The sequence below is a fragment of the Enterobacter sp. MGH 37 genome, from assembly GCF_000534515.1.
GTDB lineage: Bacteria > Pseudomonadota > Gammaproteobacteria > Enterobacterales > Enterobacteriaceae > Enterobacter > Enterobacter kobei.
The window spans coordinates 938,624-962,371 of the sequence record NZ_KI973206.1; the positions used below are offsets into that span (position 1 = coordinate 938,624).

The following is a 23,748-nucleotide window of genomic DNA, read 5'->3' on the forward strand; positions in this document are numbered from 1 at the left end:
GCACATTTCCCTCCCCATCTACCGAAGCGAATGTCTACGCTTATAAGACGCCCGGAAAAAAACTGTCTTTAAGTACACACAACCGGAGGTCCCTATCACCATGTTCAACCAGAAACTACAGGCTACCGAGAATATCGAATTCGAGATCGCAGAAGAGCTGCGCTACGAGACCGATCCCTGCGAGTTGAAACTGGATGAAATGATTGAGGCGGAGCCGGAACCCGAAATGATCGAGGGGCTACCCGCCTCCGATGCCCTGACGCCCGCCGATCGCTATCTGGAACTGTTCGAGCATGTTCAATCAACACGCCTGTTCGCGGACAGCAAAACCTTCCCTGACTGCGCGCCGAAGATGGACCCGCTGGATATCCTGATCCGCTATCGTAAAGTGAAACGTCACCGGGATTTCGACCTGCGCCAGTTTGTAGAGAACCACTTCTGGCTACCGGCCACCTACGGCACGGAATATGTTTCTGACCCCGGTCTGTCGCTAAAAGAGCACATTGACAGCCTGTGGCCGGTGCTGACGCGCGAACCGCAGGACCATATCCCCTGGTCCTCTCTGCTGGTGTTACCGCAGGCCTATATTGTGCCCGGCGGGCGATTCAGTGAGACCTATTACTGGGACTCCTATTTCTCCATGCTGGGGCTGGCGGAGAGCGGACGTAATGACCTGCTGAAGTGTATGGCGGATAACTTCGCGTGGCTGATCGAACGCTACGGGCATATCCCAAACGGTAACCGTACCTATTACCTCAGCCGCTCTCAGCCGCCGGTCTTTGCCCTGATGGTCGAGTTGTTTGAAGAGGACGGGGTACGCGGCGCGAAGCGTTACCTTGAGCACCTCAAGATGGAGCACGCCTTCTGGATGGACGGTGCCGAGTCGCTGCTGCTTAATCAGGCCTATCGCAGCGCGGTACGTATGCCGGATGGATCATTGCTCAACCGCTACTGGGACGACCGCGATACGCCCCGGGACGAATCGTGGATTGAGGACGTAGAAACGGCCCGTCACTCCGGACGTCCGCCAAACGAAGTGTATCGTGACTTGCGCGCGGGTGCAGCCTCAGGCTGGGATTACTCCTCCCGCTGGCTGCGTGAGCCTGGCCGACTGGCCAGCATTCGCACCACGCAGTTTATCCCGATCGATTTGAATGCTTTCCTGTTCAAGCTGGAGAGTACTATCGCCAATATCTCGGCGTCGAAAGGGGATAAAGAGACCGCTGAACTGTTCCATCAGAAGGCCAGCGATCGCCGCGCCGCGATTAACCGCTACCTCTGGGATGAAGAAAGCGGCTGCTATCGCGACTATGACTGGCGCCGCGAAGTGATGGCGCTGTTCTCTGCGGCGAGCATTGTGCCGCTGTACGTCGGTATGGCCACGCATGAACAGGCCGATCGACTGTCGGATGCGGTGAAAACGCGACTGCTGACGCCGGGCGGGATTCTGGCAACCGAGTATGAAACCGGCGAACAGTGGGATAAACCCAACGGCTGGGCCCCGCTGCAGTGGATGGCCATTCAGGGGTTCAAGCAGTATGGCAATGACTCACTGGGCGATGAGATCGCCTGGAGCTGGCTGCAGACGGTGAATCATTTTTATAAGACCCACCACAAGCTGATTGAGAAGTATCATATCGCCAGCAGTACGCCACGCGAGGGGGGCGGGGGTGAATATCCCCTTCAGGACGGCTTCGGCTGGACCAACGGCGTAGTGCGACGGCTGATAGGGTTGTATGGGGAGCCTTGAGTGGGGTGCGGTCTGGTGCTCTCACCCCGGCCCTCTCCCACAACAGGGAGAGGATAAAGGAATCAGCGGATAACCTCATAAATGGCAGTCTGAATAGACTGCCATTTTTTCGTGGTGGCATCCGGTTGCGACTGCGCACGCCGCCTAGCCATATCCAGATCGTGCTGCTGGCGCTTCACCACGGCGGGCACGGTGCAGAACGCTTTGAGATACGCTTTACGCACTGAGGTCAGGGACTCACCGTTCGACATCGCGTGGCTGAGCGTGTTGATAAAGCGACGGCATGGCTTCTCTTCCGTCATGTTCCGTCGGTAGCGCAGCATGAGTTCCAGCACGTCGTCATGGCCTGCCGACATCGCCTCTTCGGTCCATGACAGCTTCCAGTCCATCCCGCCCTGCAAAAAGAGCTGCGCGACACGGGTATCGTTGCGATTAATCGCTGAACGGAAATTATTGTCGTCCCAGGTCACCCCCATGCGGGTCAGCGTCTCGCGCGCAGAAGGGGTTTCGCGCATATCTTTCGGCGGCGCCGCTTGCGCAGTGTGTTCGGCCGATGGCTGCGGTTTGCTGCTGGTCACCAGCCAGAAGCCGCCCACCAGGATGGCGATTACCATCACGCCAACCGCGCCCCATAACGCACCGGAGATAAGCTGCTCACGCTGTTCGGGCGTGCGCGGCGCGCGCTGGGTCGGCTTTTCAATCGTGTCACGAACCTCAAACAGATCGCCACCGGTAACCCGATCCATTTTCTGCGCCTTTTCCCAGAAAGTGTGCAGTTCACTGGCGTCCACCGCCATCAATCCGGCCGGGTTGACGCGCGTTCTCCCCTCTTCGAATGCACGTTGAACCGGTCGGGAAATCTGCATGTAGTAGTTATCCAGCAGCTGAATTTGCGCCGAACTTAACGTTTTCTGAACCGTGATGTTGTTGCGAATTTGCCGAATATCATCAAGGAAGGTTTGCAGCGTTTTACGCGGTTCTACCAGGAGCGTCAGCATGGCAGGATCGTTAAACAGCGAGGCGTAATACCGGCTGAACTCTTTTTTATCCACCAGCATCTGCGCCAGTTCACTGAACATCATCCCGCTCAGGATATCGTTGATCTCCCCGAGCTTCAGCCAGCGTCTTACCCGGTCGGCATTAAATAAGGTCTTAAGATGATTATTGAGCCGCACCTGATCGGGCCAGGCCTGCTGAATAAGTCCTTTAATCATCAGCTCAATGGCGCGAACCTGCTTGTGCGCCTGCTGTTGCTGCAGTTCGCTACCCGTTGCCAGCTCCGTGCTGTAAGTCAGCAACGGTTGCTGCAAACGAAGATGTTCCAGCGTGGTCACAAAGCGCATCGCCGCAATCAGCTGGTTTTCGCTGACATCCTGCCCGCTTTCATACTGTGGAACGCGCTGCTGCAGCAGGCGCAGCTGCAGCGTAAATTCCGACATCTCGGCATCATTCAGATTGAGCGTCTTCGCAACGGCTGCCCATCCCCCGAGCGCTAAACGTGCGCTATCCAGTTGTTCCAGGAGCCAGCGTGGATCTTTTCCCTCAGAAACATGTACATTCAGGAGAAGCAAAATTTCAACCGACGCCTGGCGAATGACCGCCAGACAGTGTTCAAACTGTTCGCGAATATGATGTGATGTGCTGAGAGTCATTGTTTTCCTTAAGCGACAACGAAGACATCAGGAATGGGCACTTATGGCCATTTTTCTTTTATTTATACATGCTTAACCATACCTGACTTTCTGTTGAAATAAAGTGACAACCCTAAAATCATTAAAAATGTTTCAGGAGAATCTTAATGCCGGTTTTAATGACTTCACGCCTGAATTGCTCGCCTCTGCAGGAGCATGACTGGCCCTTTTTTCTGGCGTTGCAGCAACATCCTGACGTGATGCGCTTTGTGGCGGAAAACCGTCCCGTTGCCGCGATTCGTGAGGCGTTTGATTCTCGTCTGCCCCTCTGGACGCCGGGCAGCACGCACTGGCTGTGTCTCGTCGTCCGTGATGCCACCTCTCAGGCACCGCTGGGCGTGACCGGGTATATTCATCGTGAGGACGATTGCGCTGAAGTGGGCTTTCTTTTTGCACCCGAGGCGCAGGGGAAAGGTTACGGTTTCGAATCCCTGCAGGCGCTTTGCGATTACGCCTTTCGTGAGGGCGGACTACGTCGGCTCACCGCCACCGTCACGGCGGGAAATGTCGCCTCCAGACGTCTGCTGGAAAAAGCCCACTTTCGTCTGGAGGGGGAGCTTCGCGAGAGCTATCACCTTTCCGGACGCTGGCAAAATGACTGGTTATTGGGTTTATTGCGGCATGAATATCTGAACCATAACGCCTGATCAACAGCCATTTGGCGGATATTCTTCATTGTTCAATTCCTCTACAGTATCGCCATTACGAGGAAATGAATATGAAAGGTCATGCGCTGAATATCTCTTATGCCGCCATTGATTTAATAAAGAAGCATCAGGGGCTTTCACTGGAGAAATATCGTGATGAAAATGGTTTATGGGTGATCGGCTATGGACATGCGATCCATGAGGAGGACAATTTTCACGGAGGCATTACTCCGCTCCAGGCAGAATGTTTGCTTCAGGAGGATATTCAGTTATGTGAGAGGCTGCTGCGGGAAAATATAACACGCCCATTAACCCAACAGCAGCATGATGCATTGGTAGTATTGATATTCAGTTTCGCCGAGACGCCTTCACGTCTGAACGCGCTGTATCAGGCTATCGCCCGGGTATAGTACATGGCCGCCTGGGTCCGGTTTTTCACCTCCAGCCGCCGAAAAAGTGCTTCCAGATGCGCTTTTACCGTGGCCGCGCTGATGTTGAGATTGCGGCCAATCTCTTTATTTGACTCCCCCGCAGCCAGCAGTTTGAGTACCTCGCGCTGACGCTCGCTTAAACAGAGTAACGGCTGCGCTGATGATTGCTGGCTAACCCACTCCCCGGGAAAGCAGACCATCCCTCTCGACACGGAATCCAGCACGGCGGCAAACCGTTCGGGGTTAGCGTTACGGGGGATAATGGCCATCACGTTTCGCTGCATGAGCTGCTCAACCCATCTGGCCTCTTTTCTTGCCAGAACCATAATCACCCGTATCGCCGGGAAGGAATCCATAAGCTCTTCCAGGAAAGCACTCTCCTCTTCCTGGATCAAATTGCCGTCAATCATCACGATAGCAGACGGTGAAGCAGATATTTGCCCCCATAAATCGTCCGCCTGACAAGCGCCCGTTATATTTATTTCAGGAATTAACTCCTGCAGACCGTGTATCGCTCCATGAATAAATATCGACTGCCTGTCAAACATGATTACTCGCATCGTTTTTCTCCCTCTGAGAATAGCGAAGGGGGATTCTACAGAGGCAGTATTTAAGAAAAAACTCAATGAATGGAGAGGTTACAAATCCGCGAGTGGTTTTTATATTTGCCCGTATTTTGACACATCGGCATTAAGGATTTCCTTAAGGGGTTCCCTCCCCTTTACAGCAGGCCTCACAGGAACATACCGCCTGACACCTCAATACGTTGCGCATTCATCCAGCCCAGCTTATCGCTGAGCAGTGCCGCGATGGCATCGCCGATATCGTCCGGCAACCCCACCCGCCCCAGCGCCGTCTGTGATGCCAGCATCTGATTAAGCTGCGCGTTGTCGCGAACGCGTCCACCGCCAAAGTCGGTTTCTATCGCGCCCGGCGCGATAATATTGACGGAGATACCACGCGCACCCAGCTCCTTCGCCTGATAGCGGGTCAACACCTCCATCGCCCCTTTCATCGCTGCATAGGTACCGGAGCCTGGCTGGGTAAAACGGGCCAGCCCGCTGGAGACGTTGAGGATCCGGCCTCCGTCATTCAGCAGAGGCAGCAGGCGCTGTGTCAGGAAGAAAGGCCCTTTGAAATGAATATTCATCGCCTCATCAAACTGGGCTTCCGTTGTGTCGGTATAGGGTGCATATAAACCCGTCCCGGCATTGTTCAATAAATAATCAAAGGTGTCGCGTTGCCAGACGGTCTTAAGGATTTCCTGAAGCTGCTGAGCAAACTTATCGAAGCTGGCAATATCACCGACGTTGAGCTGTAATGCTGCAGCATTCACGCCTTTTTCCTGAATTTCGCGAACAACCTCCAGCGCGTCCTGCTGATTGCTGTGGTACGTCAGAACAATTCCCGTTCCGTCTGCCGCCAGCTTCAACGCCGCGTTTTTACCCAAACCACGGCTACCACCCGTCACTAATGCGATACGTTCAGTCATCATAAACCTCGTTTTGGCTGTTATGGAGATTGAGAAAGAGCTTATTAGGTGATAGAAGATCAATAAAGAGGGTTTAAAACGCTTCACTGTTTCAACAGCAACAACAATGAGCTTCATCTATGGATAAAATTCACGCAATGCAGCTGTTTGTGCGCGTCGCGGAACTGGAAAGTTTTTCCCGTGCTGCAGAAACCTTAACGCTGCCGAAAGGCAGCGTTTCGCGGCAAATTCAGGCCCTTGAAAACCGCCTTGGCACCCAGCTGTTGCACCGGACCACGCGTCGCGTCAGCCTGACGCAGGACGGCATGGTCTATTACGAACGGGCAAAAGATCTGCTGGCAAACCTTGATGAACTGGACGGACTGTTTCAGCACGATCCCTCCACCATAAGCGGAAGGCTGCGCGTGGATATGCCCGTCGGCGTTGCTCGAAATTTAGTCATCCCCAGACTGCCGACTTTTTTGCAGCAGTACCCGGGTATTGAACTGGAACTCAGCAGCAGCGATCGTCTGGTGGATGTGATTCGCGAAGGGTTTGATTGCGTGGTCCGCGTGGGTTCCCTGAAAGATTCAGGGTTAATTGCCCGGCCGCTGGGGAAACTGACGGTAATTAACTGTGCCAGTCCGGATTATCTGGCGCGTTTTGGCTACCCTGAAACGCTGGATGATTTGGGCTCACACGCTGTGATTCACTACGCCGCCATGCTGGGTACCCGTCCGCAGGGCTTTGAATTTTATAACGGCAGTGCAACGCAGTGGATAAAGACGGGCGGCGTATTAACCGTCAACAGCACGGAAACCTATCAGGCGGCCTGCCTTGCCGGGCTGGGCATCATTCAGGTTCCACGTGTTGGGGTACGTGATTTACTGCGGGCGAAAAAACTGATTGAGATCCTCCCGCAATATCGCGCGGAACCGATGCCCGTGTCCCTGATTTATCCCCATCGCCGCAACCTCTCCCGTCGGGTACATCTGTTCATGGAGTGGCTGACCGAACTCACAAAAGCTTACGTGGATTAGTCGCAAGCTATAATTCAGTAACATCCAGCCTAACGAAAAGGAAAAGACGCGTGACGCCGGAAAATAACCCGCAACGACCCACCCAACATTTAGATTATGATCCCATCAAGAAGATGGAAACCGGGCCAGAAAAGGCTAAAACCCCAGGGGCGGCCAGCAAGACGCTGGGCACCGTCACCAGCCTGGCAGAAAGAATTCAGCAGTTTCCCATGGTTGCGCATTTAATACGTGCGACCGAGCGCTTTAATGACCGCATGGGGAACCAGTTTGGTGCTGCCATCACCTATTTCTCCTTCCTGTCGATGATCCCCATTCTGATGGTGTCGTTTGCAGCGGCCGGTTTTGTGCTCGCGTCACACCCGACGCTGCTGCAGGATATTTTCAATAAAATCCTGAATAACGTCAGTGACCCGACCCTCGCCACCACGCTAAAAAGCACGATTAATACCGCTGTTCAGCAACGTACGACCGTTGGGATCGTTGGTTTGCTTATCGCCCTTTACTCCGGGGTAAACTGGATGGGCAACCTCCGCGAGGCCATTCGCGCCCAGTCGCGTGAGGTGTGGGAGCGTAAGCCGCAGGATCAGGAGAAAATATGGGTTAAGTATCTCCGCGACTTTGTTTCGCTGATTGGCCTGCTCATTGCGCTCATCGTTACGCTTTCAATTACCTCCGTGGCGGGCTCCGCACAGCAGATGATTATCTCTGCACTCTATCTGGATTACATCGAATGGCTGAAACCGGCCTGGCGCGGCATTGGGCTGGCGATTTCCATTTTCGCCAACTACCTGCTGTTCTTCTGGATTTTCTGGCGTTTGCCCCGTCATCGTCCGCGCAAGAAGGCCCTGCTCCGCGGAACGCTGATTGCGGCGATAGGCTTTGAAGTGATTAAAATCGTGATGACCTACACCCTGCCGTCGCTGGTGAAATCCCCGTCGGGCGCGGCGTTCGGCTCCGTGCTGGGGTTGATGGCCTTCTTCTACTTCTTCGCCCGCCTGACCCTGTTCTGCGCCGCGTGGATTGCCACCGCCGAGTACAAAGGCGACACACGCATGCCGGGAAAAACACACCGCTAACCCCTCTCTCGGGCTGAAATTTCAGCCCGACTCATCATTTCAGCATATAAATCCAGTCCGTAACTTTTATTTAACCAAAAACCAGTTTTATCCACCAATATTTAAAAACTGTGAAGCATTTCATGGAAGCATTTTCGCTGGCCTGAAAATTATCCGCTTTTTGTTGCTTTTATCACCAGAACGCGACTTTGTTACAGATTGAAATGTCGCTTTTGCTGTGCGTAATATGGCCTTTCGTTCGATAAAAAATAAGAAAATATTATGCAAGCAACAGCCACAACACTCGACTCTGGCGCGGAAAACGTCCCGGTCAACTCGCGCAATAAAGTTGTCGTCGCATCGCTGATTGGCACCGCCATTGAGTTCTTCGACTTTTACATTTACGCCACCGCTGCGGTCATCGTCTTCCCGCATATTTTCTTCCCGCAGGGAGACCCGACGGCGGCGACGCTGCAGTCTCTGGCAACCTTTGCTATCGCGTTTGTTGCACGTCCGATTGGCTCTGCGCTGTTTGGACACTTTGGCGACCGTATTGGTCGTAAGGTCACCCTGGTGGCCTCGCTGCTGACGATGGGGATCTCCACCGTGGCGATCGGCCTGCTGCCGACCTACGAAACCATTGGCATTCTGGCGCCGGTCCTGCTGGCGCTGGCGCGTTTTGGTCAGGGTCTGGGGTTGGGCGGTGAATGGGGTGGCGCGGCGCTGCTGGCGACCGAAAATGCCCCGCCGCGTAAACGCGCGCTGTACGGTTCATTCCCGCAGCTTGGCGCGCCGATTGGCTTCTTCTTTGCCAACGGGACCTTCCTGCTGCTTTCCTGGCTGCTGACGGATGAACAGTTCATGAACTGGGGCTGGCGTATTCCGTTTGTCTTCTCTGCCGTGCTGGTGCTGATTGGCCTGTATGTCCGCGTGTCCCTGCATGAGACGCCGGTGTTCGCTAAAGTGGCCGCGGCGAAAAAACAGGTGAAAGTCCCGCTGGGCACGCTGCTGACCAAACACGTCCGCGTCACCGTGCTGGGCACGTTCATCATGCTGGCAACCTATACGCTGTTCTACATCATGACGGTTTACTCCATGACCTACAGTACCGCCGCCGCGCCGGTTGGGCTGGGTCTGCCGCGTAACGAAGTACTGTGGATGTTGATGATGGCGGTCATCGGGTTTGGTGTGATGGTGCCGATTGCCGGCCTGCTGGCGGATAAATTCGGTCGTCGTGCGAGCATGATTACGATCACCACGCTGATCATTCTGTTTGCCCTGTTCGTCTTCCCGCCGCTGCTGGGTTCGGGTAGCCCGGCACTGGTGATGGCCTACCTGCTGATTGGCCTTAGCCTGATGGGGCTGACCTTCGGCCCAATGGGCGCGCTGCTGCCAGAGCTGTTCCCGACGGAAGTGCGTTATACCGGTGCGTCGTTCTCCTACAACGTCTCTTCCATTCTGGGGGCGTCCGTTGCGCCATACATCGCCACCTGGCTGCAGGCAAATTATGGTCTGTTCTACGTGGGCGTTTACCTGGCGGCCATGGCGGCGCTGACGCTGATTGCGCTGCTGCTGACGCATGAGACTAAGCATCAGGCACTGTAAGCTCATGCCGGGTGGCGGCTACGCCTTACCCGGCCTACGATTCAAAATGTTGGCCGGGTAAGCGCAGCGCCACCCGGCAAAAACATCCCGCACCTTACTTCTTCATCTGCGACAAAATTGTCCGACACTGGTTCGCCTCACCTTCTGACGGCGAGATCAATGCCAGCAGCGCGGCGGCTGGGGTGACCAGCGTCGCGAGGGCTGCGGCCACCGCACCACGCGCGATCAGCGGCCCGGGCTTCACGCCTGCCTGCGGATTTTTAAAGGTGCCGCGGACATAAAGCGGCGAGCGCAGGGTAATAATACGGATCCCTTTACTTTCCGGGTCGATCGTCAAATCCAGCTGCTCTGAGGCCATGCTGGCGGTACCGGTCACGTTAATCACCGCGTTTTCCGTGTCGAAGGCAAAAATCTGCGGACGCGCCACGCCGTTAACCAGATCCAGATTGGCCGCGGCGCAGTTCACCCGCACCTCGTCATCCCCGAAAATTTGCCCGATGATAAAGTTGCCCACGTTCAGCCCCAGGATCTCCATCAGGTTGCGGCTGACCAGGCCGTCGTTCATCAGCAGTTTCAGGTTACCATTGCCGCTGCCCAGCAGCGCCGCCACGGAATTCCCTACCCCGCGAATGTCCGCGTCACCGTTCATTTCACCGAGGGTTTTCTGCATCAACTCCACGTTTGGCATCAGCTCTTTCAGCTTCAGCCTGCGGGCCTGAATTTCGGCGCGCCCCTGCATCGGCTTTTTATCGCCCTCGAGGTGAATGTTCGAGGAAATCGTTCCGCCCGCCATACCAAACTTCAGCGGCTGCAGGCGCAGATCGGCGTTTTTAAGAATGACATGCGTCGAGAGATCGCTCAGCGGCAACGTGCTGCCATGCTCAATTTTACGCCCTTTGAAGCGTACATCGGCATCCATCACGTCCCATTTGTCAGTTTCGAAGCGATCGTAAGGCAGCACTTTCCCCGCAGGCTGAACGTCCTTTTTGACCTCTTTCGACTTCGTGCCTTTGCCCGAATCCACGCCAATCAACGGGCCCAGATCGGCCAGACGTAGCTGGCGGGACTCCACATCCCCTTCCAGTTTCGGGCGCGGTTTTCCAGTGGTGTAGGTTAGCGAGCCGTGGATATCGCTGTCACCGATGCGGCCGTTAAAATCCCGGTAATCAAAGACAGACGATTTTTCGGTGTCGATTTTGGCAACCAGATGCCCGTCCGTTTCGAACGGCGGCGTATCGGGCAGCAACACACCGGTCAGCTCATACAGTTCACCCAGCGAATCACCGGCAAATTTCAGCCGCAGATCCACGCCCCCCATGTTCATCGGGTCGTTGACCGTGCCCACGAATGCCACGCGCGTATTCCCTGAACGGAAATCCGCCTGCACCGGGAACGGCGTACCTTCGCTCCTGAGCGCCAGCATGCCGCCCATTTTTCCTTTCCCACTCAGCGGCTGGCCGTTGTAGCGCCCTTTGGCCGTCAGGCCGAACACATAATCTCCCGCCTTGGCGTTATCGCCTTTCGCCTGGTTGCCCGTCACTTCGCTAAACGGTAGCGGTTTACCCAACGGATCGACCAGGATCTCCACATCCGCCTTGCTGACCTTATCGTCGATGGCGATCCGCCCGCGATCGAAAAGAATATTGTCCAGACGGAATGACCATGAAGAGGGCCGGGCATTGGGATCTTTTTCGCCGTCGCTGGCAAGGTTAAACGTCCAGTTGTTGTTCTTTTCAGAAAGGCGGATCAGACGCGCATCGGGCTGCTGGAGTTTAATCCACGGCAGATAGACGGTTTTGGTCAGGAGCGCTAACGGCGCCAGCGTGGCTTCAACGCGTGGCAGATGGACCATGGTGACGTCCGGAATATCCGGCGGGTTGCCGAGAATAATGTCGTCGGCGTGGACGTGCGGCCAGGGGATCCAGCTTCGCCAGCCGGTCTCCTGTTTCTGACGTTCCCATACCACGCCCAAATCGCCGCGGATGGCGAAGGGACGGTTCAGCTCAGCTGAGACTTTCTGGTTGATGGTCGGCTTAAGGCGATTCCAGTCAAACGTCGCAATAATGACGACGATAACCACGATCAACAACAAGAAAATCCCTGTAGTCCAGGAGATAACCCTGGTTGTCTTTGTCATTTTTGTCCCCTTTCCTGATGGCCTGTCCTGTAAAACTATAGTCCAGACAAGGGGAAACGGGCGGATCAGAGGTTAGTTATGACGGTATCGAGGGTATCCATAGGAACCGGACGAGAGAGGAAATAACCCTGTGCGGCAGCAGCGGGTGAGTGTTGCAAATCGCGCCACTCTTCCAGCGTTTCCACACCTTCGACAATCACCCCTTTGCAATAGCGGTTCATCAGCTGCAATAACAGCGTAAACAGGTTTCGCCCTTCCGGGGTCTGACGCAGCATAATAAACAGATCGCGGGCCACTTTGATGTAGTCATAACGCACTTCGCTCAGCGCAGAGAAGTTCGCAATGCCCGTACCAAAGTCATCCAGCCACAGCGGGCCAAATTCACACATCGAGGCAAACGAGGAGTCCTGGGGCAGCCGGACGTGCTCCACCAGTTCAAAACGCATCCACGGCAGAGTGGCGATCAGTTCCTGCAATTTTGCATTCTGACGCAGCGCCAGCAGTGTCGGGCCATCCACGTTAACCGAGGCGAGGATATTGTGCCGCTCGAAAAAGGCCTGTTTGGTCGCCAGCATACGAAGCTGCTCTTCCAGCACGTCAAGGCGCTGGCGAACGGCAACTTCGGCAAAATAGCGATCTGGCGCGATACGCTGTAAAGGGTTTGACGGGTGCGTAACAACGGTCAAAATTTCAATGGCCATCAGTCGACCGTCCGTTCGGTAGATCGGCTGATAGGTATACGCACGCTCACATTGCAGCCAGTAGCGATGCTCCTGCAAGTTCTCAATACTTGCCTCAGGCGTAGTGCTCAGCCGCTGGATAACCTGCTCTGACTTCATTTCAGATGTCCTGTTGTTGGATGGCCTTTCTGGACTCGTCACTGGGTTATCGGCGCGACAATTGAGAACTTTATGTTCAATTCACCGGGAAAATGAAATTAAGATGACAGAAATTTGCCGGAACACGTGCTGGCTCAAATTAAATAATGGAACGTCGTTTTAATATAGTTGACCATCTAATTCACTCAGCGCACACTGCTGATAAATTCTTCTGTTCAGGTTCACGACTATGTCCAAAAAAATTGCCGTGATTGGCGAATGCATGATTGAGCTGTCCCAAAAAGGCGCGGAAGTCAGCCGCGGATTTGGTGGCGACACGTTAAACACTTCCGTCTATATCGCCCGTCAGGTTGCGCCAGAAGCACTCTCCGTGGACTATGTTACCGCCCTCGGCACGGACAGCTTCAGCCAGCAGATGCTGGAAGCCTGGCAGAATGAACATGTGGGCACCGCGCTGATCCAGCGTATGGAAAACCGCCTTCCCGGGCTTTACTACATCGAAACCGACAGCACCGGCGAACGCACGTTTTATTACTGGCGTAACGAAGCCGCGGCGAAGTTCTGGCTGGAGAGCGATGCAGCCCCGGCCATTTGTGAAGCACTGGCAAGCTTTGACTATCTCTATCTGAGTGGGATCAGCCTGGCGATCCTCAGTCCAGTCAGCCGCGAAAAGCTGCTGTCGCTGCTGCATAAATGCCGCGCCAACGGCGGTAAGGTGATTTTTGATAACAACTACCGTCCACGCCTGTGGGCCAGCCGTGAAGAGACGCAGCAGGTTTATCAGCAGATGCTGCAGTGCACGGACATCGCGTTCCTGACGCTCGACGATGAAGACGCCCTGTGGGGTGAGAAGCCCGTAGATGACGTGATTGCACGCACGCAGGCGGCGGGCGTAAGCGAAGTCGTCATTAAGCGCGGGGCGGAATCATGTCTGGTCGCGATGGCGGGTGAAGCGGTGGTTGAAGTCCCGGCGGTGAAGCTGGCCAAAGAGAACGTGATTGATACGACAGCGGCAGGGGACTCCTTCAGCGCGGGTTACCTGGCGGTACGTCTGACCGGGGGAACGCCGGAAGCCGCGGCACAGCGCGGACACCTGACGGCCAGCACCGTGATTCAGTATCGCGGGGCGATTATTCCGCGTGAGGCGATGCCTGTTTAACCAAAGTGCGGGCTGATGCCCTCACCCTGGCCCTCTCCCACAGGGAGAGGGCATGTCTACGCATTACTGTCCTTGCGGAATATCCGTCGCGTCCGGGTGTAAATCATCCGCTGCGGTCGCCGGCTGCGGCGCGGTAACCATAATAGAATCCCAGGTCTTCTGAAGTTCCTTCATGTCATATTCCGGCTCGCCTTTCGGCTGCATAAGGATCAATGCCATATCCTGCGACAGCTGCTGACGTAAATCCTGATTTAACATATCCACGGTCAAACCGTTCAGGAAATCCTGACGAAGCTTCTGGTACTGTTCAGGCGCAATGTCGACAACCTGATTCTGCAGGGAGCGGATGCGCTGGCTGATCAGAATATCGGTATCGGCACGCGCGTAGGTCGCAAACAGCTTCTGCAGCTCCAGTTTTTTCTGGGCCACCAGCGCATTGAACTCCTCTTCAGAGAGGCCCTCTTTACGCACTTTTGCCAGCTCTTTGGCGACCACACCCAGATTCGCATTCAGCTTATCGCCCGGCGATTCAACGTTAATGGCACATTGCGCACGCTGGAAAAGCACGCGACAGTCAAAGCCAAGACCAATATTCTTCACGTTATTCTTACTGAGCGTCTGCTGGACGTGCCAGAACAACGCTTCACGCGCCAGGTCGGCACGCCAGTAGCGCAGCAGCGCGGCGGATTCGCGGATAGGCTGCCAGGCGTTATCCCACATCACGGAGAGTCGGTCCTGACGCACGGTGTCCGTCATAATGCTGACAGGCTCGGCGCGCAGCGGAGAGAGTGTCGGAACCGGGGCAGGCGTTTCACGCTTGCCTTTCAAATCGCCAAACGCTTTGTTGATCTGTTCAACCACCGCGCGGCTATCGACATTGCCAACCACAATCAGCGTCATGGCGTCCGGGGTGTACCATTTCTGGTAGAACGATTTCACCTGTTCGGCATCGACCGGCTGCTTCAGCGGCTCCGCCGGATCGTGACCCAGCAACGTTGAACCTTTCAGACGGTAGCGCCACCAGCCCTCTTTGGTATCCGCAGGCCAGGTCGCCACCATGTCGCTGTTGCTCAGCGCATAGTTAACGGTATCCGGCGTAATCGCCAGGTTGCCTGAGGCATCAGCGAGATAGGTCAGCGCTTCTTTGAGCAGATCGTTACGGTTATTTGGCAGGCTCAGGTTAAACATGGTGTAGTCATAGGAGACCACAGCCGGAGGCAGCGGGCGTTTTGGATCGATGGCCTGTTGCCACAGCGAACGCACCTGAACCGCTTGCAGGCTGCCGCTCTGAGTGAGCGCCAGACGGGGAATAAAATGGCTAAAACCGGTTTGCTGAGTACTTTCCGTAAGGGAGCCGGTATTAACGGACAGACGGATTTCAACACGATCGCTCGGACGTTGCGGGGTGGATAAAACCTGCCACTGGAAACCGTTCGCTAACGTGCCTTGTTGCCAGGCCGGGTCTGGCTGGAGCGCATCTGCCTGCACATAACTGGCTGCTGCCATCATCAGCAAACCGCCGGTTAAGAGTCGAATTTTTGTGCCCTGCATGTGAACCCCTGATCAACATTCCTGGTTAAAAAGAGTGTCTCGCGACGCGCTGCACTCTAAAAGATGACGATGAAAACACGTCGATTAGACCGCGCGTTCGGCAAAACGTCACGGTCCGAAGTGAAATATACCCAAAAAAAATCTTGTCGAATTATGACAGGTATGAAGGGTTATTATGCGCAGGAGCCCGCATCCCGACAAGGGAATGCGGGCATTTGTAACAAGATTAGGAGGTTAAACCAGGAGTTTTGCTATCAGACACGCGATTATTCAGCGTATCGTCGAGTTTTTTGTGATCCAGCTCTTTCACCCATTTCGCGACAACGACCGTCGCCACACCGTTACCTACCAGGTTGGTTAATGCGCGCGCCTCGGACATAAAGCGGTCAATACCGAGAATCAGCGCCAGGCCCGCCACCGGCAGATGCCCCACCGCAGAAATGGTGGCCGCCAGCACGATAAAGCCACTGCCCGTTACGCCTGCCGCGCCTTTCGAGGAGAGCAGGAGCACCACCAGCAGGGTGATCTGATGGAAAATATCCATATGGCTGTTGGTCGCCTGAGCGATGAACACCGCCGCCATCGTCAGGTATATCGACGTACCATCAAGGTTGAAGGAGTAGCCCGTCGGGATCACCAGCCCGACCACCGACTTACGGCATCCGAGTTTTTCCATCTTGTCGAGCATACGCGGCAACGCCGATTCTGAAGAAGAGGTCCCCAGCACAATCAGCAGCTCTTCACGAATGTAACGGATAAATTTGAAGATGTTGAAACCTGTCGCACGGGCAATGGAGCCTAGCACCACCACCACGAAAAGAATACAGGTGATATAGAAGCAGATAATCAGCTGGCCCAGCTGCACCAACGTACCGACGCCATACTTACCGATGGTGAAGGCCATCGCACCGAAGGCACCGATTGGCGCCAGGCGCATGATCATATTGATGATGCCAAAGATGACCTGTGAGAAGCTCTCAATCACGTTAAAGATAAGCTGGCCTTTGCTGCCCAGACGGTGCAGGGCAAAGCCAAACATGACGGCAAACAGCAGTACCTGCAGAATGTTTCCGCTGGCAAACGCGCCAATGACGCTGCCGGGTATCACGTCCAGCAGGAAGGCCACCACGCCCTGATCCTTCGCCTGCTCGGCATAGACCGCGACCGCTTTGGCATCGAGCGTTGAGGGGTCAACGTTCATGCCCGCACCAGGCTGGACCACGTTAACGATAATCAGACCAATAATCAGCGCAAGGGTACTGACCACTTCGAAATAGAGCAGCGCCACAGCACCGGTACGGCCTACCGCTTTCATGCTTTCCATGCCAGCGATGCCCGTGACAACCGTACAGAAGATTACCGGGGCGATGACCATTTTGATGAGCTTCACGAACGCGTCGCCAAGCGGTTTCATTTGCGCGCCCAGCTCAGGGTAGTAATGCCCCAGCAAAATACCGATGGCGATGGCTGTCAGGACCTGGAAATAGAGACTTTTGAAGAGTGAGGTTTTCATAAGGTGTCCTTGGGAAGAAAAACCACAGGTTTTGTAAGGTTATGGTTAACCTGCGGCTCTAAAATAACACCCGTATAACAGGACAGAAATAAACTCAGTTCAAATTTGAAACACAAATGTTAAGAACTTTGAGCTGGCTCGCACAAGCCAGCAACAAAATTACACTTTTGCGTGATTGTCAGCACCGGGAAGGTAGCGTTGTTCAAAGACATCCGCAGGAACAGCAGCGGCAAAAAGGAAGCCCTGACCGCTCTCTACGCCCGCCTCTGCCAGCCAGATGCGCTGCGCGTCGGTTTCAATCCCCTCGGCAATCAGATGCAGATTGAGACTGCGCGCCATCTGAATAATGGCCTGCACCATGCTGCTGTCCTCTGGCAATCCTTCGACAAACGCTTTGTCGATTTTCAGCACATCCACCGGCAGGGTTTTCATATGCTGAAGCTGACGCAGCCCGGCGTAGCCCATACCAAAATCGTCCAGCGCGATGCGAATGCCGGCATTGCGCAGCGGCTTCAAAATGGCAACGGCTTCGTTAGGATCGTCAATGCGTCGGCTCTCCGTCACTTCCAGCGTCAGCGTATCAGGCTTGATCCGGTAGCGATTGATCAGCTCCAGCATTTCGGAAACCATCGTCGGATGCATGAGCTGCAACGCAGACAAATTAACCGACAGCGGCAGCGTCACGCCGCGCTCCTGCCAGGCGGCAAGCTGGCGGCAGGACTCCTCCAGCACCCAATAACCGACGGTGACCATCAGGCCACAGGATTCAATGCGTTCAATCAGCCCCTCCGGCAGCTCCCATGAGCCGTCCGGCTGCTGTACACGAAGCAGCGCCTCGGCGCTTTTTACTTCACCCGTCTGTAAATTCACCTGCGGCTGTAGCCAGAGAGCAAACTGACGGTTATCCAGCGCGGTCAGGATATCGCTCTCTTCCGTCAGGCGCTGCTGCGCCTTTTCCATCTGTTCCGGGTCGAAGAACTGGATCTGATTTTTGCCTTTGCGCCGGGCGGTAAACGCCGCCGAGAACGCGCGGCGATACAGCTGCTCCGCCGTTAAATCACCGTAGTACATGGCGATACCGATACTGGCGCTTGGACGCAGCTGGATCCCCTGAACAGGCAGCCGCTCGTTAATGACAGTGAGCACTTGCTGACCTAATGTGATGGCATGCCACGGCTCTTTCACACCGTTGGCTATCACCACCAGGTCGTAACCGCTGACCTGCGTCAGCACCATGCGCGGGGCCAGGACAGATTTCACCTTTTCCACCAGCGTCAGCAGCAGCATTTCACGCTGGCTCTCCTTGAGCACGCCCGCCGTATCCTGCAGGGTTTCACAGGCGATCACCATCAGCGCCGTGGTTTGCTGGCGCGCAACCGTCTGCTCCAGCATCGCCATCAGAAACGCCTTATTAGGAAGTTCTGACACCGGGAATCGCGTGGCGCTGTTATTTAACTCATCCTGCTGACGCTGAATGCGCTGCTGGTTGAGGTTATAGCTGCGTACCAGCATCCCGATCTCATCGTCATGATGAAGGCGAGGCAGTTCAAGCTGGTGCCCCAGCTGATCCTGCGGCGCAAGCGCATTCAGCTCGCGGGCGATACGGCGCAACGGATGCACAATCAACCGGTTAATACACCAGGTTAACGCCACGCTGAGAATCAGGGTCATAAGTAAGCAAGTGGTCACTAACGTCACCACCCAACTCATGACGAACTTATACATGCGATACGAGTCTGCCTGCAGGACCAGGTAGGCCAGCGGCTGCGGATTGGCAGGACGTTCCAGCGAATAGAGAGGCAGAGAAATTTGCACCGGCAGTTCAAACAGGCGCATGACCATCATCGGGACGGGGCGTTCCGGGATAAAGCTCATCCGCAGCGCCTGGAACTGGTTGGGCAAGACGACATCCGCGCGGCTCACGATGCCAGCAGGCTGAATGCGTTTTAAAATGGTTTCCGCTTCGGGAATATCCCCTTTCAGGATCGAGGCGGAGAGTGGGCCGCGCACCGAGCGGGCGATACTTTCTAACTGCGAAGCCGTGTTATAGCGATTCTGCTGCACAGAATGAAACAGCAAAATGACGCAGAAAAGCAGGACAAACAGCATCGTGACGGCAGACACCATCGCCATCTGTTTGATCGTTAAGGAACGGCTGACACGCAAAATGACTCTCCACAAAACTCGAAGCGCAGGGCGCGCCAGGGTGTAAACCTGGCGCGCCTGAGTATACCCGATTGCTGTGCTATTAAGAGAGACTTACAAATGGATTAAGGAAAATCCGATTACCAGTCCGCGTAAGGAATGAGCGGCTGCGGCGGTAAGTCCATATCGCCCTGCCAGCCTGCGGCAGAGTAACGCACATAAATCAGCGCATGGCTTGGGGTATAGTCTTTCGCTTCCTGAATATCCACGCCCATGCCCACAAACCAGTTGGACGTGACCCGGCGTTCGATAATCGCCCGTGCGGTGTAACCCGTGCCGGAGCTGCTGCTGCCGGTTTCCATCGCGCCCCGGTCAGTATAGCGGCCGGGTTCATCGGTCGGGATCAGACTCTGAATCGGGTAGCGCAGTTCATCTTTGGTTTTGGAGTGTGACCAGGAGACAGAGCCGCCCAGCTCCCAGGACCAGTTTTCCGTGCGTTTACGCCAGGTCACCGGCAGTGCGAAGGAGACATACTCCTGCGGGCTGTAATAGCCGCCCTGACCCAAGGTATATCCGCTCAGGTCTTTGTCGTAATGCCAGAGCATATTGGAGACGCCGACCGTCAGGCGCTCGTTGTTTTTATTAATGAGCTTGTAGTAGTAACCCGTCATCCAGCGGACGCGCCAGTTATCTTCCACATTTTTACCCGTCAGCGTTTCTGCGTTCAGGCTTGACCAGACGCCGTTCGCCTCACCTTTGTCATAGCTGATGCTTACGCCACCCCCGGTCGCCCGTACGCCGCCCCAGGTGGTGCCGGTATTGGTATCTTTCTGCCCGGCGAAGGCCAGCAGTGAACTGGAGATTGGCCGACGATGGGCGTTGACGGTATAACCGATGGGACCCAGATCGCTGCTGTAGCTCAGGCCGCCCACCACGTCGACGACGTCAAAGCCCATTGGGGTGGTACCAATATCCATCGACCAGGTTTTATTCTGCCAGCCGACGGCGACGCTGGCGCCACTGTCACTCTGATGGGTGCTGCCGCTACACGGTGTTTCGTAGCAGGTCCCCCATTTAGGGTCGTACGTACCGTTATTGTTATCAAATGAACCGGCGTCCATATTGACCAAATCGCTTCTGAAGAACATGCGGCCATCAGAGAGCGGGGCATCGACCTGGAGCATGGTGGTATGGGCTTTCAGATCGGAATAGCCCCCCGTGCCGCTGGAGCCCCAGTAATCGTGCTGCAGCGTGACGTTAACATCCTGCTGACGGTACAAATCACCGGCGTCACTCCGTACGCCGCGCTTCAGCCAGTCATCTTTTTCATCGTTACGCGTCAGACGGGTGAAACTGTCGTTGTCCACCGGACGGGTCGTCGTGATGCCTGATGACACCATCGCGTCTTTATACGTCTCCAGCGCTTGCTGAGGCTGACCGTTCTGCGCCTGGAAGCGCGCGGCATCACGTAACACCAGCGCTTTTTCCATTGAGGCAGGCTGCGATTTGGCCTGCGGAATGATGTTGTTGAAGGTCTGCTCTGCGGCGGCGGAATCGCCCAGCCCCGCCTGCGCCATCGCGATCCGGCGCTGCATATTAAGGGATAACGGTTCGCCATTTTGCGCGGCAGGCAGTTTCGCCAGCTCGGCACGCGCAGCGTCCTTGTTACCTTGCGCGCTATAAATCTCGGTCAGACCGAGGATCGCGTCCTCGTTCTGCGGCTCACGCTGCAGGACGGCGTTGTACGTCGTTTTCGCCGATTCCAGATCGCCACGCTGCTGCGCCCAGTCGGCCAGCGTTAAGTCGATACGGGTAGAGGTCGGCTGCTGACGCAGAAGGTTTTCCGCCTCCTGCTCTTTACCGCTGTCGCGCAGGCGGTTGGCGGTTTCCAGCACCTGGTTACTTTGCAGACGGTCGGCCAGTTCCTGAATGTTGCCATTCCACTGGCTACGCGGCAGCGTATCCAGATGCGCCAGCGCGGCCCGGTCCTGATTGTTCCCGGAGAGATAGAGCCCGTTGGCATACACCTGATCCGGGTCAGACGGTTTCTGGCTGGCAAGCTGGCGCATCAGGGTGTCCGCCTGGCTGCGCTGGCCCGCGCTGTAGAGATCGCGCGAGAGACGATACGTTATCCAGACGTCGCCTGGCGAGAGCGCCAGACGGCGGCGCTGTATTTCTGCTGCCTGGGCGTATTTCCCCTGATTCTCCAGCTGTTCGGCCTGGGCAGACAGTTGCTCGTTAGTCAGGCTACGTTCAATATCATCAATGCTCCGGCGCTGGCTGGCAGAAAGCGACTGGATAAACTGCGAGGCTTTCTCCGGTGACTGTGCGCGGTAAATATTGGCCAGACCGCGAACCGCATTGCTGTTACCGCTGTCCATACGCAACGCCTGACGATAATAACGCTCCGCCGCATCGTTATCTTTACGTGCCGCAGCGGCATCACCCAGGCCCAGCACCGCGTAACTGTCGGTATTGTCGATGTTACGTGCCTGCTGATAGTAACGTTCCGCCTGTGACGGGTTATTCGCCTTGAGCGCCGCATCGCCCTGCTGGATCAGCAGCCAGTAGCGGTTGACCTTCAGCAAACTGTCCCATTTACCCCGGTTATCGCTCTGCGGGTCGAGGGCTATGGCCTTTTCGAACTGCGCCACCGCGCGGGCACGATCGCCTTTCTGGGAATAAGCCTGTCCCAGGGCACCCACCGCTTCACTGTCAGCATGGTTGGCGCTGACGGCTTTTTGCAGCTCCGCAACCGCCTTACTCCCCTGCCCGGCATCCACTGCCGCCAGACCTTCCGCTTTCGCCCGGAAGGCGGGGTCTGCGAGCTGTTTTTGCTGCGCTTCAAGCTGGGCTCGCGCCGCCGCGACGCTATCGCCGTCGCTGAAAACGCTCAGGTATTTTTGCAACGCGCTGACGCTGGCGCTGCTGGCAGGCTGGTCTTTGATCTGCTCATACCACATGTCAGACGCCTGGCTGCGGCCGCCGGTCGATTTAGCCATCTCCCGCAGGACCGCAAAACCCTCATCGCGGCGCCCGCTCTGGAACAGGAGCTGGGAAAGCGTCGTCTGCAGCTGCGTATTACCGGGGCTGCTGCTGTTAATTTTTTTCAGCTGATTAATGGCCGCATTGCGGCGGGCAGGATCTTTCGCCACCACATTCCAGTATTCCGTCGCCACGTCGCCACCCGGCGGGTTGCCGTCAAAGAGCTTGTCATAGGCGGCAATCGCCTCCTGAGTGTGCCCTGTCGTGGCGAGCAAGCGCGCCTGCTGTAACTGCTGTCGGCCATCCGGGGTGGAAAGCAGCATCGTATTGCGTGAGGACTGATACGCGCTGGAGCCCGGAGCGATCCCTTTCAGGCGATCCAGCTCTTTTTGCGCACCGGCGGTATCGCCCTGGCGCAGCAGGTAACGAAAACGGGCGGCGATAACATCAGGGTTGTTCGGATCAATCAGTTCAAGACGATAGAGCGACTGACGAACCAAATCCTCACGCTGTGTCGACTCGCCCAGCCGAACCTGCTCCAGCAGCTGTTTCTGCTGCGGAGAGTTAACGGCCTGCGCCAGCGGCATCAGTGCCAGCCCAAGCGATAAAGTGAGTAAATTTACTGTGAACTTGCGCATTCCTGGCCCCAATCCGGTATTAAGTCACCTTTAGCGGTGAAGCGAAAACGATGCTGATCCCATCCCTGACCAAAGAGAGTCAGTACATAGCTGTAATAGGCGTTGTTATCGGGAAAATGGTCTGCAACGCGCTGGCGCTGAACCGCCTGAGCATCGCGCTGTTGTAAAAACGGCAGCATGGCGGCAGAGAACCCGACCGGACCATTGCCGGTGCGTTTACCCGTCGCCACGTCCACTTTTTCCGGCGGCACGCCCTGTTTCATTGTTTTTGCCGCCATCGGCTGGAAGCGCGTCAGCAATCGGGCTTTCTGAGGATCTTTATCATTCATCATGCCCACCCAAAGATAGACACGAATAGCGTCGTAGCCCCCTACCAGCGCTTTATCCTGCTTTAACTTCCAGCCTCTGTTTTTCTGATACTGCACCCAGTCCGGCGAGAACCCCTTTGGCGCGCTTTCCAGCAGCAGTCGCAGATTCGTTTCACGAAGCGTGGTCCACGGGGCACCAAAGCGGGTGAAATAGCTTGCTAACTGCGGAGGAAGATAGCTGGGGTTAAAGCGCCAGGCGTTTTCATCAGCAAAACCGACTTTACCCGGAAGCAGCATGGCGCCGAGCCCTGGTACTTTCACCACTTCCTCACCGGCAATGCGTTTCAACAGCGCCTTACCCGTGCGGGTGTAGTCCGGATGTTTCCATAACCGGCCCGCTTCAAGCAGTGACCAGGCGATCCAGACATCGGCATCTGAGGCGGAGTTGGTGTCAATCACCGCCCAGTTTTCTTTGTCTTTCTGCCCCCAGAGCCAGGCAGGCAGATGGTCGTTGAGATTACCGCCGGCAAGGTTATCGCGCGTCCATGTCAGTATTTGCTCAAACGCGCGGCGGTCGTTGGCGGCCAGAGCAAAGAACAACGCATAGCTTTGCCCTTCCGACGTCGTAATTTTGCGCGTGTCACTGGGATCAATGACGCGTCCACCCTCGCTGATGTAATCCTTTTTGAACTGCTCCCAGGCAGGCCAGGTACAGGCGGCGCGAAGAGGAAGCGCCGCCAGCATCAACGCTGCTACTGCACACCAGCGAAAGGCTTTCATCAC

The 23,748-nt window shown here is 55.8% G+C and carries 17 protein-coding genes; 7 read left to right on the forward strand and 10 right to left on the reverse strand.

The features are described 5' to 3' along the window. Positions 1 to 100 precede the first annotated feature (100 nt). Positions 101 to 1,750 carry an alpha,alpha-trehalase gene (locus tag L383_RS06700; RefSeq protein ID WP_014885585.1) on the forward strand — a complete coding sequence of 550 codons (1,650 nt, stop codon included), beginning with the start codon at positions 101 to 103 and terminating at the stop codon, positions 1,748 to 1,750. A 62-nt stretch (positions 1,751 to 1,812) separates the two neighbouring features. Here L383_RS06700 and L383_RS06695 read toward each other — a convergent pair whose 3' ends face one another. Further along, positions 1,813 to 3,402 (reverse strand): STY4199 family HEPN domain-containing protein, encoded by a 1,590-nt coding sequence (locus tag L383_RS06695; RefSeq protein WP_023331527.1) that lies wholly within the window; start codon positions 3,400 to 3,402, stop codon positions 1,813 to 1,815. A gap of 146 nt (positions 3,403 to 3,548) precedes the next feature. Here L383_RS06695 and L383_RS06690 point away from each other — a divergent pair, with 146 nt between their 5' ends. Together L383_RS06690 and L383_RS06685 are read left to right on the forward strand one after the other, a co-directional pair. Next, positions 3,549 to 4,088, forward strand: a complete 540-nt coding sequence (locus L383_RS06690) for a GNAT family N-acetyltransferase (protein WP_023331528.1) — start codon at positions 3,549 to 3,551, stop codon at positions 4,086 to 4,088. Between the two features lie 71 nt (positions 4,089 to 4,159). Beyond that, complete coding sequence (locus tag L383_RS06685; protein WP_014885588.1) at positions 4,160 to 4,498, forward strand: lysozyme; 339 nt, start codon at positions 4,160 to 4,162, stop codon at positions 4,496 to 4,498. Here L383_RS06685 and L383_RS06680 read toward each other — a convergent pair. Both L383_RS06680 and L383_RS06675 read right to left on the reverse strand, forming a co-directional pair. Next, positions 4,477 to 5,079: a response regulator transcription factor gene (locus tag L383_RS06680; RefSeq protein WP_014885589.1), complete on the reverse strand. Its 603-nt coding sequence runs from the start codon at positions 5,077 to 5,079 to the stop codon at positions 4,477 to 4,479. The two genes, L383_RS06685 and L383_RS06680, sit on opposite strands and share 22 nt — an antisense overlap. 173 nt (positions 5,080 to 5,252) lie before the next feature. After that, positions 5,253 to 6,011, reverse strand: a complete 759-nt coding sequence (locus L383_RS06675; protein ID WP_023331529.1) for an SDR family NAD(P)-dependent oxidoreductase — start codon at positions 6,009 to 6,011, stop codon at positions 5,253 to 5,255. A gap of 119 nt (positions 6,012 to 6,130) precedes the next feature. Here L383_RS06675 and L383_RS06670 point away from each other — a divergent pair, with 119 nt between their 5' ends. From L383_RS06670 to L383_RS06660, 3 genes are all read left to right on the forward strand, one after another. Continuing rightward, positions 6,131 to 7,030: a LysR family transcriptional regulator gene (locus tag L383_RS06670; RefSeq protein ID WP_023331530.1), complete on the forward strand. Its 900-nt coding sequence runs from the start codon at positions 6,131 to 6,133 to the stop codon at positions 7,028 to 7,030. A 50-nt stretch (positions 7,031 to 7,080) separates the two neighbouring features. Continuing rightward, the gene (gene yhjD, locus L383_RS06665) at positions 7,081 to 8,106 is read left to right on the forward strand and encodes an inner membrane protein YhjD (RefSeq protein WP_014885592.1); all 1,026 of its coding nucleotides are present in this window, start codon (positions 7,081 to 7,083) and stop codon (positions 8,104 to 8,106) included. Positions 8,107 to 8,367: 261 nt separating this feature from the next. Next, positions 8,368 to 9,690 (forward strand): MFS transporter, encoded by a 1,323-nt coding sequence (locus L383_RS06660; protein WP_014885593.1) that lies wholly within the window; start codon positions 8,368 to 8,370, stop codon positions 9,688 to 9,690. A gap of 94 nt (positions 9,691 to 9,784) precedes the next feature. On the opposite strand, the gene L383_RS06655 is transcribed toward L383_RS06660, so the two are convergent. Together L383_RS06655 and pdeH are read right to left on the reverse strand one after the other, a co-directional pair. Then, entirely contained in the window at positions 9,785 to 11,827 is a 2,043-nt protein-coding gene (locus tag L383_RS06655; RefSeq protein WP_023331531.1) for an AsmA family protein, read from the reverse strand. 65 nt (positions 11,828 to 11,892) lie between these two features. After that, positions 11,893 to 12,666, reverse strand: coding sequence for a cyclic-guanylate-specific phosphodiesterase (gene pdeH / locus L383_RS06650; RefSeq protein ID WP_023331532.1), 774 nt, complete (start codon positions 12,664 to 12,666; stop codon positions 11,893 to 11,895). A 229-nt stretch (positions 12,667 to 12,895) separates the two neighbouring features. On the opposite strand from pdeH, the gene L383_RS06645 reads away from it, so the two are divergent. Continuing rightward, a complete protein-coding gene (locus L383_RS06645) occupies positions 12,896 to 13,825 on the forward strand; it encodes a 2-dehydro-3-deoxygluconokinase (RefSeq protein ID WP_014885596.1) in 930 nt (309 codons plus the stop codon). A 63-nt stretch (positions 13,826 to 13,888) separates the two neighbouring features. Here L383_RS06645 and L383_RS06640 read toward each other — a convergent pair whose 3' ends face one another. The 5 genes from L383_RS06640 to bcsZ form a co-directional block, all read right to left on the reverse strand. Further along, positions 13,889 to 15,376 (reverse strand): M16 family metallopeptidase, encoded by a 1,488-nt coding sequence (locus L383_RS06640; protein WP_014885597.1) that lies wholly within the window; start codon positions 15,374 to 15,376, stop codon positions 13,889 to 13,891. A gap of 226 nt (positions 15,377 to 15,602) precedes the next feature. Continuing rightward, positions 15,603 to 16,889, reverse strand: coding sequence for a dicarboxylate/amino acid:cation symporter (locus L383_RS06635; protein ID WP_014885598.1), 1,287 nt, complete (start codon positions 16,887 to 16,889; stop codon positions 15,603 to 15,605). Positions 16,890 to 17,048: 159 nt separating this feature from the next. Further along, positions 17,049 to 19,055, reverse strand: coding sequence for a biofilm formation regulator HmsP (gene hmsP / locus L383_RS06630; RefSeq protein ID WP_023331533.1), 2,007 nt, complete (start codon positions 19,053 to 19,055; stop codon positions 17,049 to 17,051). A gap of 119 nt (positions 19,056 to 19,174) precedes the next feature. Next, on the reverse strand, positions 19,175 to 22,657 hold the full coding sequence (bcsC, locus tag L383_RS06625; RefSeq protein WP_023331534.1) for a cellulose synthase complex outer membrane protein BcsC: 3,483 nt from the start codon (positions 22,655 to 22,657) through the stop codon (positions 19,175 to 19,177). Beyond that, positions 22,639 to 23,745, reverse strand: a complete 1,107-nt coding sequence (gene bcsZ, locus L383_RS06620) for a cellulose synthase complex periplasmic endoglucanase BcsZ (protein WP_023331535.1) — start codon at positions 23,743 to 23,745, stop codon at positions 22,639 to 22,641. Before bcsZ ends, bcsC begins: the two co-directional genes overlap by 19 nt. Positions 23,746 to 23,748 lie beyond the last annotated feature (3 nt).